Origin of the sequence: Pasteurella testudinis DSM 23072 (assembly GCF_900176075.1) — a bacterium.
Lineage (GTDB): Bacteria > Pseudomonadota > Gammaproteobacteria > Enterobacterales > Pasteurellaceae > Chelonobacter > Chelonobacter testudinis.
The window spans coordinates 18,851-31,036 of the sequence record NZ_FWWV01000003.1; the positions used below are offsets into that span (position 1 = coordinate 18,851).

The 12,186-nt window shown below is 48.1% G+C and carries 14 protein-coding genes; 2 read left to right on the plus strand and 12 right to left on the minus strand.

Annotated elements, in window-relative coordinates:
- Nucleotides 1-76: 76 nt before the first annotated feature.
- Together B8880_RS02970 and B8880_RS02975 are read right to left on the minus strand one after the other, a co-directional pair.
- The gene (locus B8880_RS02970; RefSeq protein ID WP_084255935.1) at nucleotides 77-1,147 is read right to left on the minus strand and encodes a lytic murein transglycosylase; all 1,071 of its coding nucleotides are present in this window, start codon (nucleotides 1,145-1,147) and stop codon (nucleotides 77-79) included.
- A 19-nt stretch (nucleotides 1,148-1,166) separates the two neighbouring features.
- Nucleotides 1,167-1,457 (minus strand): YcgL domain-containing protein, encoded by a 291-nt coding sequence (locus tag B8880_RS02975; protein ID WP_084255983.1) that lies wholly within the window; start codon nucleotides 1,455-1,457, stop codon nucleotides 1,167-1,169.
- A 237-nt stretch (nucleotides 1,458-1,694) separates the two neighbouring features.
- Here B8880_RS02975 and minC point away from each other — a divergent pair, with 237 nt between their 5' ends.
- Nucleotides 1,695-2,372, plus strand: a complete 678-nt coding sequence (minC, locus tag B8880_RS02980) for a septum site-determining protein MinC (RefSeq protein ID WP_084255936.1) — start codon at nucleotides 1,695-1,697, stop codon at nucleotides 2,370-2,372.
- A gap of 70 nt (nucleotides 2,373-2,442) precedes the next feature.
- On the opposite strand, the gene cysB is transcribed toward minC, so the two are convergent.
- The 9 genes from cysB to rplY all read right to left on the minus strand — a co-directional run bounded on the left by cysB (nucleotide 2,443) and on the right by rplY (nucleotide 10,626).
- On the minus strand, nucleotides 2,443-3,414 hold the full coding sequence (cysB, locus tag B8880_RS02985; RefSeq protein WP_084255937.1) for an HTH-type transcriptional regulator CysB: 972 nt from the start codon (nucleotides 3,412-3,414) through the stop codon (nucleotides 2,443-2,445).
- A gap of 36 nt (nucleotides 3,415-3,450) precedes the next feature.
- Complete coding sequence (rluB, locus tag B8880_RS02990; protein WP_084255938.1) at nucleotides 3,451-4,512, minus strand: 23S rRNA pseudouridine(2605) synthase RluB; 1,062 nt, start codon at nucleotides 4,510-4,512, stop codon at nucleotides 3,451-3,453.
- Between the two features lie 88 nt (nucleotides 4,513-4,600).
- A complete protein-coding gene (locus tag B8880_RS02995; protein WP_084255939.1) occupies nucleotides 4,601-5,221 on the minus strand; it encodes an L-threonylcarbamoyladenylate synthase in 621 nt (206 codons plus the stop codon).
- 189 nt (nucleotides 5,222-5,410) lie between these two features.
- Nucleotides 5,411-6,271: an RNase RNM gene (gene rnm / locus B8880_RS03000; RefSeq protein WP_084255940.1), complete on the minus strand. Its 861-nt coding sequence runs from the start codon at nucleotides 6,269-6,271 to the stop codon at nucleotides 5,411-5,413.
- 58 nt (nucleotides 6,272-6,329) lie between these two features.
- A complete protein-coding gene (locus B8880_RS03005; protein ID WP_208610882.1) occupies nucleotides 6,330-6,857 on the minus strand; it encodes a cell division protein ZapC domain-containing protein in 528 nt (175 codons plus the stop codon).
- 158 nt (nucleotides 6,858-7,015) lie between these two features.
- A complete protein-coding gene (gene folC / locus B8880_RS03010) occupies nucleotides 7,016-8,398 on the minus strand; it encodes a bifunctional tetrahydrofolate synthase/dihydrofolate synthase (RefSeq protein WP_084255985.1) in 1,383 nt (460 codons plus the stop codon).
- A gap of 6 nt (nucleotides 8,399-8,404) precedes the next feature.
- The gene (gene accD / locus B8880_RS03015; protein ID WP_084255941.1) at nucleotides 8,405-9,325 is read right to left on the minus strand and encodes an acetyl-CoA carboxylase, carboxyltransferase subunit beta; all 921 of its coding nucleotides are present in this window, start codon (nucleotides 9,323-9,325) and stop codon (nucleotides 8,405-8,407) included.
- Nucleotides 9,326-9,459: 134 nt separating this feature from the next.
- Nucleotides 9,460-10,245: a tRNA pseudouridine(38-40) synthase TruA gene (truA, locus tag B8880_RS03020; RefSeq protein ID WP_084255942.1), complete on the minus strand. Its 786-nt coding sequence runs from the start codon at nucleotides 10,243-10,245 to the stop codon at nucleotides 9,460-9,462.
- 96 nt (nucleotides 10,246-10,341) lie between these two features.
- The gene (rplY, locus tag B8880_RS03025; protein WP_084255943.1) at nucleotides 10,342-10,626 is read right to left on the minus strand and encodes a 50S ribosomal protein L25; all 285 of its coding nucleotides are present in this window, start codon (nucleotides 10,624-10,626) and stop codon (nucleotides 10,342-10,344) included.
- Between the two features lie 329 nt (nucleotides 10,627-10,955).
- Between rplY and B8880_RS03030 the strand changes: the two genes are divergently transcribed.
- A complete protein-coding gene (locus B8880_RS03030; protein WP_115306385.1) occupies nucleotides 10,956-11,570 on the plus strand; it encodes a DedA family protein in 615 nt (204 codons plus the stop codon).
- A 135-nt stretch (nucleotides 11,571-11,705) separates the two neighbouring features.
- Here B8880_RS03030 and B8880_RS03035 read toward each other — a convergent pair whose 3' ends face one another.
- Nucleotides 11,706-12,167: an outer membrane lipoprotein gene (locus tag B8880_RS03035; RefSeq protein ID WP_084255944.1), complete on the minus strand. Its 462-nt coding sequence runs from the start codon at nucleotides 12,165-12,167 to the stop codon at nucleotides 11,706-11,708.
- Nucleotides 12,168-12,186 lie beyond the last annotated feature (19 nt).

The window sequence follows — 12,186 nt, forward strand, 5'->3', positions numbered from 1 at the left end:
ACTCGCCTCCTTCCGTCGCTAACGCTCCATTTGTAACATATTCCTATTTCAAAAGATAGAATGAATTCCTGACTTTTTATTGATTTACACGTTGTGCAATACGGTCGGCGAACATACCGATGCTGATGGCAAAATAGTTGGAATTGTTCCAATTGAGTAAAGTGCGGTAGTTATTAGTGACTAAAAACACTCTGCCGACCTCTTTATTCGGCCGCACCAGCCATAAATCCGCGCCGGAAAGCTGTTGCCGGCGTTGTAAATCGGCACTGCCGCCATTTTTCAAACGCACGCCCATCGCCTGCCACGTTGCCAACGAGCGCTTTTTATCGTTGTCGATACCGGCAAGATCCAAAGACATTGGTGTATCCAATACCACTTCCGCACCCCACGGCAAATTTTTGTCCCAACCGACCGTCGCAAGGTAGTTGGCAATCGAAGCAAACACATCGTTTTGGTTTTTCCAAATATCTTTATTGCCGTCACCGTCGGCATCAACCGCATAACTTAAAAACGAACTCGGCATAAATTGCGACTGCCCCATAGCGCCGGCCCAAGAGCCTTTCATGCGTTCGCGCGAAATCACATTTTGCTGCAAAATTTTCAGCGCATTGATATATTCCTGACTGAACAAGGTTTCGCGCCGGCCGTCAAACGCCAACGTTGCCAGTACCGACAGCACATCGTAATTGCCTTGATAGTAGCCAAAGCTGCTCTCCATGCCCCACAACGCCATAATATAGTGATTCGGCACGCCGTATTTTTTGCTGGCTTGGTTCAACGCCGGCAGTTGCTGCCAATAGCGCTGTTCAGCGATGTTGACTTTCTGTTCGGTCAACACCCGATTAAGGTAATTGGTCACACCGTTCGGGTTCGGCGTCGGCGGCAGATGACGGTTGCGTTGCGCCCGTTCCGCTTGGCTGTTATCCAGCTCCACCGCTTTCGGAATATAACGGACGTTTTGCGCTTTTTGTTGAATGGTGCGCGCACTCACGCCCTCCGCAACCGCTCTTTGCGCTAAATAGCCGACATAATCGTTAAAATAATTTAACGTTCTCGGTTTATCAAACGGCTGGCCGTGATAAGTGCTTTGATTCGCGCTACAGCCGGTTAACGCCAGCGCAGCGATAAATACGGTTTTCTTAAACATTTGCTTTCCTATCGATTAATCAAATTGTAGCTGACGTTGTCACCTGAAGTTGTGACTTAAACAGTTCCAATAAATTCTCTTCTTGCTGGGGCATTTGCAGATAAAATCCCTGCGCTTCAATCTGTTGCCGCACCACATGATTCTCCGCCAATGCCAACGGTTTTTCGCCGTTCAAATTGAATAACATCAATAATTGCGGCTGTCCGAAACGCTGCAACAAGGCTTGCGGCACCGATGAAAAATCATCGCGCTTGGCAACATACAAATACATGCCAACATGTCGCTGCGTTTTATAAATGGCGCATAACATAAATTGCATTCTCCTGATAAATTCATTCAATTATTAGGGGTTGCTGATGTTTGTTTATATTTCAAACATAACCCGTAGGGCTATGATGATTTTTTGCCAATACAAGGCAGAAAACAATCCATAGCTCAAATTATAAACAAACATCAGCAGACCCTATTATTTTAATTAAAACATTATACGAAATTTATACTATAATCAGAACACTAAATTCACTCTAAACCACGACTCCCGCGCATTATGGCAAATGATATTATTGAGTTACATACCGGACAGTTCTCTTCTGTTTTGATTACCATTAATAGCTCCAGTTTGGTGGCGATTAAAAAAGCCTTGACCAATAAAGTCAAAAAATCGCCGTTGTTTTTCCAAAATGTGCCGGTGATTGTGCAATTCAATCCGTTTTTACAAAAAATGGATCTGCTCAAATTGCAACAACTGTTGGCGGAATTCGGTATTAATCTGATCGGGGTCAGCAATTGGCAGAATAATCTGGAAAAAGAGTTGGTGTTGAGCTACAACCTGCCGGCGTTGGGCAAAAGCACCAGTTTAGATGAAATCATGACCCAATTTCGTTATGTGCCGCCCAAAATCGTGCGTGAAAATGTCACCGCCGGACAAGTCATCTATGCCAAAAACTGCGATTTGATTATTCACGGCGATGTGGCGCAAGGGGCGGAAGTCGCCGCCGACGGTAATATTCACATCTACGGCAAATTGCAGGGACGGGCGATGGCGGGCGTCAATGCCGACAGTGCCGGCAGTAGCGAATGTGCGGTTTATACCCAATATTTGGACGCCGAATTTCTTTCGGTCTGTAAGCGCTTTGTCTATAAATCTCAAATTCCAATCGACTATCTGTTACAAGCCGTGCGGATCGAGGCGCAAAACAATGCGCTGGCTTACCAGTATATTTAAGCGCCGACAGCCAAAATAAAGGCGGAAAACTATCCGCCTCTGATACCGCTTGATGGTGATTTTCCTGCGTTCAACGCATTTCCAATTCAATATCGCTGAATAATTTTTGGATCGCATTGTTATTCGGCATTTTTTCCGCCTGTTCGACCATCGGACGGGTCAGGTGATCCGAAAAATAATTGATGAAATCATACATATAATGGCGCAAGAAAGAGCCGCGTTTAAAGGCAATCTGCGTGCTGCTCGGTTTAAACAGATGCGAAGCGTCAATCGCCACCAAATCGGTGTCTTCATGGGTGTGTGCCATGGATGCCATAATCCCGACCCCCAAGCCCAAGCGGACGTAGGTTTTGATCACATCGGCATCAGTGGCGGTGAACACGATATTCGGCAGAATGCCGCTGCTGTTAAACGCCTGCGACAAATCGGACGCACCGGTGAAACCAAAGGTGTAAGTCACCAACGGATATTTGCCCAGCTCTTCAATCGTAATGTTTTTACAATTAACCAACGGGTGATCGCGTTTCACGATTACCGAACGGTTCCAGTTATAACACGGCAACAACACCACGCCTTCGAACAAATATTGCGCTTCGGTGGTGATCGCCAGATCGACTTCGCCCGACAGCAGCGCATCATAAATCTGTGTCGGCGAGCCTTGGTGAATCTGTAAACTGACATCGGGATAGCGGGTTAAAAAGCGCTCGACCACTTTCGGCAGCACATAACGTGCCTGCGTATTGGTGGTGGCAATGCGCAAAATGCCGTGATCGGGACGGGTATATTCATCGGCAATCGCTTTGATACTTTGCGTTTTGGCTAATAATTCGCGCGCAATGGCGATAATTTTGCGCCCTTCGGCAGTGATGCTTTTGATATGTTTGCCGTTGCGCTCAAAAATTTCCAGTCCCAACTCCTGCTCCAGCAACCGCACTTGTTTGCTGATCCCCGGCTGCGAAGTATATAACGACTCGGCAGCATCGGTAATGTTCAGGTTTTGATTGGCAATCTCAATGATATAGCGTAACTGTTGAATCTTCATCTCACATTCCTTTTATCGGCCCTTTTCTCGATCCGGTTAGCGATCATTATTGCGCTGGCGGCGGGTCGCGGTTTGTCCGGAAAAACGTTTGACCGCTTTACGGATTTTGGCGGTTTTCATGCGGCGGCGCTGGGTATGCTGTTCAATTTTGCTTTCCGTTTCCGGCGGCAAACCGACCAATTCACGCAGATAATTTACTTCGGTCAACGCCATTTCCTGCCAACCGCCGCGCGGAAGCTGTTTCGACAGACTGATATTGCCGTAACGGATACGGATCAAACGGCTGACCTGAATGCCCTGCGACTCCCACAAACGGCGGACTTCACGATTACGCCCCTCGGTCAATGTCACGTCAAACCATTGGTTGATGCCTTGGCCGCCACCGCTCTTGATGGATTTAAACTGTGCCGGACCGTCCTCCAGCTGCACGCCCTTACGCAAGCGGAATAACATCGCTTCGTTCACCTCGCCGAACACGCGCACGGAATATTCACGCTCGATTTCACGGCTCGGGTGCATTAAACGATTGGCTAACTCGCCGTCGGTCGTGAACAACATCAGGCCGGAGGTATTAATGTCCAAACGTCCGACCGCGATCCAACGCGAACCGTTCAAACGCGGCAGTCGGTCAAACACCGTAGCCCGTCCTTCCGGATCGTGACGGGTGCACAGCTCCCCTTCCGGTTTGTAATACATCAGCACTCGACAAACCTGTTTTTGTACGGCGGTTAAATTGATCAGATTGCCGTCAATACGGATTTTGGTATCGCTGCGCAGCTCAATGCGATCGCCCAAGGTCGCGATTTGTCCGTTCACACTAACCCGGTTTTGCGCAATAATCGCTTCGATTTCGCGGCGTGACCCTTGTCCGGCTCGAGCCAGAATCTTTTGCAACTTCTCGCCGCTGACTCTCTTTTTATTCGTTGCTTCCGTTGTATTGTCAGCGGTTTTAACCGGCTTCGGCGCTTGCGGTTTTTGGCCGGCATCACGTGTGGTATTTGGCGAATGCGGCGCACGGTTTTTTGCCGCCGTTGCCGCGTTGTTTGCTTGTTTGCCAAGCCGTTTGCCCGCTTGTGCAGGTTTGTTGATTGCTTTCATGTGTTCCTCTGTGTCACCCTCACGGGTGTCAATAATTGATAATTTAAACGGCGTAGTTATTATTCAAGTAGTTCTTCTCAAGTAGTGACTACTCAAAAGGTGCTGTTGAACCGTTGCCGATCCGGATAATTTGCGGTGTGTCGTCGGTCAAATCCACGACGGTCGTCGGTTTTTGTCCCAAATAACCGCCGTTGATGATTAAATCCACCTGTTTTTCCAGACGATCGCGAATCTCCTCCGGATCATATTGTGTTTCTTCTTCCCCGGGTAAAATCAGGGAGCAGGATAAAATCGGTTCGCCCAGCTCTGACAACAAACTGAGTGCGATTTTATTATCCGGCACGCGAATGCCGATGGTTTTGCGTTTCGATGTCATCAAACGGCGCGGCAGCTCTTTGGTTGCGGTCAGAATAAAGGTATAGTGCCCCGGCGTATTATTTTTAATTAAACGATACGCCACATTGCTGACAATCGAATAATTGGACAGTTCGGACAAATCGCTGCAAACCAACGTAAAATTATGTCCTTCCGGCAACTGCCGCAGCTCGACAATGCGATCCATCGCGTGCTTCTCGCCAATCATGCAACCCAACGCATAGCCGGAATCGGTCGGATAGACAATGACGCCGCCGCTACGCAAAATTTCAACAGCCTGTTTGATTAAACGGGGCTGCGGGTTATCGGGATGGATATAAAAAAACTGGCTCATCGACTTCTCTCTATCTACTATTACTGGCAATTGATATGACAAAATTTACGCGTGGAATTATACGCTATATAACCAAAAACAATAAGCGATTTCTATTTACGGCGGATATTTTATTAACACGGCAAACCGCACTTCCGCCTAATTTGGCTGAGGTGGCAAAGTGCGGTGCGACAGAGTGGGAGACGGTTGCTAATATTGAAAATGCGGCATTTGCCAAATCGGTTTCGACACTGTCGGCAACCAAAGGTTTTTGCCCAGTTCAATCCAACCGCAGGGATAATGAAAATCCGAACCGGCCGATGCCAACAAGCCCATTTCATCGACCAGTTTGGCTAAATTATGCCGTTGATCCGGCGATTGTCCACTGTGCGCCACTTCCACCGCATCGCCGCCCCACTGCTGAAAATCGCTTAATAAGCGCTGCAACCATTTGCGTGTCAGCGGATAGCGCAACGGGTGGGCGCAAACCGCCAAACCGCCGGCTTGGTGAATCACCCGATTGGCAGTTTCGATATCGCACCATTGTGCATTGACATACGCCGGTTTGCCTTGCCCCAGATAGCGTTTAAAGGCTTGGGTTTCGTTTTTTACTTTACCGATCTGCACCAAATAACGCGCATAGTGTGCGCGGGTCACTTCACCTTCAGCCAGCGATTTTGCGCCGGCGTAGGCCTGTTCGACACCGCACTTTTCCAATTTGTTACCGATTTCAAGCGCCCGTTGTTGCCGCAATTGCGCTTGTTGCGCCAAAAGTGCGGTCATCGCCGGATGTTTATGATCAAATCCCAAACCGACAATATGAATGCCGCGATTATTCCACAACGTTGAAATTTCCACACCGTTAATCAAACGGATATTGTGTTGCTGCGCCGCAAACCGCGCCTCATCTAAGCCGTCCACCGTATCGTGATCCGTCAGTGCCAACAGTTGAATGCCTTTTTCCGCCGCTCTGGCGACCACGTCGTTCGGCGGCAATACGCCGTCGGATATATTGCTGTGACAATGTAAATCAATCGTAGAATTGGAAACGGTTAACTGTTGTTGCTGCATGAATATTCTCAACTAAAGGGTTAATGATGGGGCTGGTAATGGGTTGATACGTTGCAAATCAAGCGTACTGTTGCTGCCATAACCGCTCGGATTGTACGGCGATTGCCGACGGCTGCAAGCGGTTATTGAAAATCCGCAACGGTTGCCCGAATTGCAAGCGCAAACCAGGCAGCTCCAATTGCGCTTCCAGTAACAGGCAATCGACCACATCCCCGTCACCGCCCACGGCAAGCAAGGTAATAGGCTGCTGATTTTGTTTGATGGTAGTCTGCACAAAAGCCGGCATATCGTTTAGCCAGTCACTCTCCGCCGATTGATTCTGTGGCTGAGAGTGCGGGGCGAATTCAAAAAACCAGCTTTTCGGCTGAATCGGCAATAAAAACAAACGGGCGGCTACGGCGGTATACGCAATAAATTCCAATTGAGACGGCGTAATCAAATCGCTGTACTCAATCAGGTCTATAATTTGACTATAAAACAGAAAATCTTCGGTTTCGCAATCGCAACGGCTTAACGCCTGCTGACAGAGCATTTCGCCTTTCAACGCCGTACGGATTTTTCGTTGGGTCGCGTCAGAACACAGCATCAGACAATCTGCTGCTTGATCATACTCCCAATAAAAAAATCCATTCATCTGCATTATTTTGCCACCGTCCGTTCACCCTAAGATTATCCTACCTGTTTTCGTTTTATACGGCTACTTTTTTATCCGAATTCACAACCTAAACCGCACTTTTTAGCCTGCTAAACGGCTTTACGCTTCACATTTTGCTCCGCAAGCAAGGCTAAAAATTCGGCAACGGTGAAAAAAGAACCGAAAATCAGCAACAATTCATCTTGCTGCATTTCCGACAGTGCGGTTTTAACCGCCAAAGTCACACTGGAAGCAGTTTTTGCGGTTTGTTGCTGCGGCGGCGTTAAATAATCCGCGACCGCACTTTGCAACTGTTCGCCGCGCTGCCCACGATAGCAATCCAAGGTTGCAAAGTGCCATTGATCGATCAAACCTGCCAACGGTTCGACCACATGGCCGGCATCTTTGTCTTTCAACATCGCAAAGACCGCCGTCACTTTAAGGTGACGCTGTAACTTGCCAGCTTGCGTTTTCAGCTGTCGTAATTTTTGCGCTAAATAGCGTGCCGCATGCGGATTATGCCCGACATCAACGATCACCTGCGGAAACTTGGCGAGCGGTAACTGCCAGCGCGCCGCCAAAATTTGTAATTGTGACGGTTGAATCGTTTGGAACCGCCCGCTTAATTCGACTTCGGTCAAGGTTTTCAGCACAGTGTCAGCACTGATCCGAAACGGCAAACATGCGCACACCGCCAATGCGGTTGCGGCGTTGGCCAGCGGAATTTGCGGCAGCGGCAAATGTTGCCAGACCGCACTTTTATCGATATTTTTCTCGCTATGGCTTTGCCACTGCCAGCTTTGCGCCTGCTCGGAATATGACCACTCTTTGTCACGCCGGAACAGTTCGCAGCCGATTTGTGCCGCATGCTCGATCACCGAAAGCGGGAGATCCGGCTCACCGATTACCGCACGTTTACCGGCGCGAAAAATACCGGCTTTTTCATAGCCGATTTGCTCGCGGTTGTCGCCCAGATAATCGACATGATCAATATCGATCGAGGTGATTACGCTGATATCGCTGTCGACGATATTAGTGGCGTCCAACCGTCCGCCCAGCCCCACTTCCAGAATCACCACGTCCAGCTGCGCCTGTTTGAATAGATACAGCGCCGATAAGGTGCTGAATTCAAAATAGCTCAAGGATTCGCTTTTATGCTGATCGAGAAAATAAAAAGCGGCGCTGTGTGCCGAATCGGGCAATTCCTGATTTTGGATTCGAACCCGTTCGTTATAGCGCAGCAAGTGCGGTGAAGAATAGACCCCGACACGATAACCGGCGTTTAACAGCAGCATTTCCAACAGGCGGCAAGTCGTGCCTTTGCCGTTGGTGCCGCCGACCGTGATCACAAAAGGCGCGGGCTGCAACAGCGCCAACTCGGCGGCAACCCGTTTGACCCGCTCCAATCCCATATCAATGATTTTGCCGTGGCTCTGCTCAATATAGCAAAGCCACTTCTCCAGCGGAGAGGTGGCTTGTAAAGATGTCGTCATAACCATTTAGCTTTGGCTGTCGTTTTCTTGCGGTTGTCCATTGTCTTCAACCAATTCCACTTCTTTGAACGGGGAAGGTTGAGCACACAGTTTGGATAAAATACTGGCTAAGGTTTTGCGCATTTCCAAACGATTGACAATCATATCAATCGCGCCTTTTTCCAATAAAAATTCGCTGCGTTGGAAGCCTTCCGGCAGTTTTTCGCGCACGGTCTGCTCGATCACGCGTGGACCAGCAAAACCGATCAACGCTTTCGGTTCGGCAATATTAATGTCGCCCAGCATGGCAAAACTGGCTGACACCCCACCCATGGTCGGATCGGTCAACACCGAAATATACGGCACGCCGGCTTCTTTCATTTTCGCCAACACCGCACTGGTTTTCGCCATTTGCATTAAGGAAAACAGCGCTTCCTGCATGCGTGCGCCGCCGCTGGCGGAAAAACAGATTAACGGCCAGCCGTTTTCCAGCGCCGTTTCCGCCGCTTTGACGAATTTGCCGCCGACCACCGAACCCATCGAGCCGCCCATAAAATTAAAGTTAAATGCCGCAACCACCACCGGTAAATCGTAGATTTTGCCTTGCATCACAATCAGCGCATCTTTTTCACCGGTCTGCTTTTGCGCCGCACTGATACGGTCTTTATAGCGTTTTAAATCTTTGAACTTTAAAACATCTTCCGGTTCAAATTCCGCCGCCAGCTCTTGTGCGCTGTTTTCGTCCAAGAGTTGCAATAAACGTGTTCTCGGATCAATCCGCATATGATGACCACACTTTGGACACACTTCCAAATTGCGCACCACTTCATCACGATATAAAACCTGCTCGCATGAGGTGCACTTGGTCCAAATCCCTTCCGGCACGTTGGCTTTTTGGCTACTGCTGCTTACCGAGGTTTTGCTAAAAATTCTTTCAATCCAGCTCATTGGTTAACCTTTTTGATGATTTCTTTAATTGATGGTTGCTCAATTAATATGGGTTATTAATAAATGTCGATAAATTTGGCTTATTACACCATATTTATCCTTTTTTTTATACCGTTTTTCCAACTTTAAGCGAACTAATCTGCCAAAAAGAGCGGTCCGAGCGGCGTTTTCGGCAGCGCAAAATGCGGCGGATAACGTACGTCCACCAAATATAACCCTTCTGCTTTGGCGGTCGCCGCCGCCAATGTGCGGTCTTTCTGTTGCTGTAACCATGCTATCCATTCGGGCGGCTGATTGCCGTTACCCACTTCAATCAAACTGCCGACGATATTTCTCACCATATGATGCACAAAAGCGTTCGCTTGAATATCGACGATAACAAACTGCCCCAAACGGCTGACATTCAAATGGTGAACATTGCGCCAAGGGGAGCGGGATTGACACTGTGCCGCACGAAACGAGCTGAAATCCAATTCGCCGAGCAATGCCTGTCCGGCTCGCTGCATTTTCTCCTGATCCAGCGGCAAGTGGTAATGGGTTAAACCGTTGGCTAAAATCGCCGGCCGCAAAGGGTGATTGAAAATAACATAGCGGTAACGACGGGCGGTTGCGCTGAAACGGGCGTGAAAGTCCTCTTCCACCGTCTGCACCCATTTGACTTTAATATCGCTCGGCAAATTGGCATTCACCCCCAAACTCCAAGCCTGCGGCTGACGAATCGCATCGGTTTCAAAATGCACCACTTGTCCGGTGGCGTGCACGCCTGAATCGGTGCGTCCGGCGCAAAAAACGGAGACTTCATGAGCAGCCACCTTGCTAAGTGCGGTTTCTAAGGTGTGTTGTACGCTTTTCACCGCTTGCTGGCGCTGCCAGCCGAAGTAGCGGCTGCCGTCATATTCAATACCTAAGGCAATTTTCATTTTTTTCCTGCCGTTTTTCTCTTGAAAGGCTTCGGATAATAAAAAACACCAGACAATCATAGACTGTTGGTGTTTTTATCACGAATAATTAAAAAATTAAACGCGTTTGAAGTCCAAGTGAGCCAATTTTGGCTTGAACGGGTGACGTTGTACCGCTTGGATTTTAACAGCAACTTCTTTGCCGTCGATAACTAAGGTGATCACTTCGCTGTAGAAACTGTCATGAGCTTGAGCATTGTTCAACTCATCATGGTTTAAAGTGATTGAAACCGGCGCTTCGTTACCACCGTACACGATGGCAGGAATTAAACCGGCATGGCGCAGACGGCGGCTCGCACCCGTACCTTGCGCTTGACGAACTTCAGCATTAAATTTGTACATTTTGCATTTCTCAAAATAAGTGAAACAACCTGAATACAGTGTTTCTCAATGAATATTTAAAGGATTGCAGGCGACCCAGCAATCCTCAACAATGTTGCTTAAGCATTAACTTAAGGGCGGCTATTCTAGTCAATTTTTATCGTCGGCGCAAATGAAATCACCGCACTTTGCGCATTTTATGGCGAAATTCTTAGCAGTACGGTTTTATTCGGCAGATTTCTTGTTTTTGTTATGGTAATTACCCCCAAAAAAAGGCACAATACCGCCCAGTTCCTGTGATTTCAACACAAGAAATTGAACCTATATTAACTACATATAACGGATTGATCGTGCAATTTTTTATTGATTTTTTCACTAATTATGGCTACTTCGCCGTCTTCTTCGTTTTACTTTTGTGTGGCATGGGTGTGCCGATTCCGGAAGACATCACGTTGGTTTCCGGAGGGATTATTTCCGGGCTGGGTTATGCCAATCCGCATTGGATGGTCGTGGTCGGTATGATCGGCGTGTTGTTCGGCGATTGCTTGATGTATATGCTCGGCCGTTTTTATGGTGTGAAAATTTTACGCTTCCGCTTGATTAAACGTTTTATTACTTTCAAACGTTTGAAAATGGTGAAAGACAAATTCGATCGTTACGGCAACCGTTTGCTGTTTTTCGCCCGTTTTCTGCCGGGTTTGAGAACACCGGTTTATATTATTTCCGGTATCACCCGTCGTGTCGGTTTCGTGCGTTTTTTGCTGATTGACTTTTTTGCTGCGATTATCTCCGTTCCGATTTGGGTCTATCTAGGCCATCACGGCGCTGAAAATATCGACTGGATTAAAGCGCAAATGCGCCACGGGCAGATGGGGATTTACCTGATTCTAGCCGTCATTATTGTGGCTGTCGGCATAACCTATTGGAAGCGCAAGCGCAAACAATTGGAAGAAAATCAGGAATAGCAGCGGCATTACGATTAAACGATAACTTAAACCATAACTTAAACGATAACAAAGAGCGGTTGAGGACAATGATCCCCAACCGCTCTTTTACTTTATTGAAAGTATACTATTTCATCTTTATTTAGATAAAATAAATTACAGCGCAGAAACGTTTAGCGTCGAACCGCCAACGATTCTCACCCGCGCACCCGGCACTAAAGTGGAATCGTATTTTTGCACAACGACGATCTCTTTGCCGTCATCTTTTTTAATCACCAGTTCCAGAGAATCGACTTGGCTGGCTTTCTGCTCAATCACACTGCCGGCAACCGCACCGGCAACTGCGCCGACAGCAGTGGCGATCGCTTGTCCGGAACCGCCGCCGACGGTAGAACCTAAAATCCCACCGATAGCGCCGCCGCCGACCGTGCCGATCACGCCTTGATTAGGCGCTTGGATCGCCACTTCACGACTGGAAACAATAGTACCGTAGCTGATTGAACGGGCTTCTTTGGCTTGGTCGCCGGTGTAAACATTGCCACTGTAAACATCTTTGTTGGCACAACCTACCACCGCTAATCCCATCATCACGCTCACAGCTAACATCGATTTTTTCATACTGTTTTTTTCCTCAAAT

Excerpts from the sequence above, each read along its gene's own strand:
- minC (WP_084255936.1), top strand. The coding sequence starts at position 1,695 with ATGGCAAATGATATTATTGAGTTACATACCGGACAGTTCTCTTCTGTT.
- B8880_RS02995 (WP_084255939.1), bottom strand. The coding sequence starts at position 5,221 with ATGAGCCAGTTTTTTTATATCCATCCCGATAACCCGCAGCCCCGTTTA.
- B8880_RS03005 (WP_208610882.1), bottom strand. The coding sequence starts at position 6,857 with ATGCTGTGTTCTGACGCGACCCAACGAAAAATCCGTACGGCGTTGAAA.
- rplY (WP_084255943.1), bottom strand. The coding sequence starts at position 10,626 with ATGTACAAATTTAATGCTGAAGTTCGTCAAGCGCAAGGTACGGGTGCG.
- rluB (WP_084255938.1), bottom strand. The coding sequence starts at position 4,512 with ATGAAAGCAATCAACAAACCTGCACAAGCGGGCAAACGGCTTGGCAAA.
- B8880_RS02970 (WP_084255935.1), bottom strand. The coding sequence starts at position 1,147 with ATGTTTAAGAAAACCGTATTTATCGCTGCGCTGGCGTTAACCGGCTGT.
- rnm (WP_084255940.1), bottom strand. The coding sequence starts at position 6,271 with ATGCAGCAACAACAGTTAACCGTTTCCAATTCTACGATTGATTTACAT.
- B8880_RS03035 (WP_084255944.1), bottom strand. The coding sequence starts at position 12,167 with ATGAAAAAATCGATGTTAGCTGTGAGCGTGATGATGGGATTAGCGGTG.
- cysB (WP_084255937.1), bottom strand. The coding sequence starts at position 3,414 with ATGAAGATTCAACAGTTACGCTATATCATTGAGATTGCCAATCAAAAC.
- B8880_RS02975 (WP_084255983.1), bottom strand. The coding sequence starts at position 1,457 with ATGTTATGCGCCATTTATAAAACGCAGCGACATGTTGGCATGTATTTG.
- accD (WP_084255941.1), bottom strand. The coding sequence starts at position 9,325 with ATGAGCTGGATTGAAAGAATTTTTAGCAAAACCTCGGTAAGCAGCAGT.
- truA (WP_084255942.1), bottom strand. The coding sequence starts at position 10,245 with ATGAAAATTGCCTTAGGTATTGAATATGACGGCAGCCGCTACTTCGGC.
- folC (WP_084255985.1), bottom strand. The coding sequence starts at position 8,398 with ATGACGACATCTTTACAAGCCACCTCTCCGCTGGAGAAGTGGCTTTGC.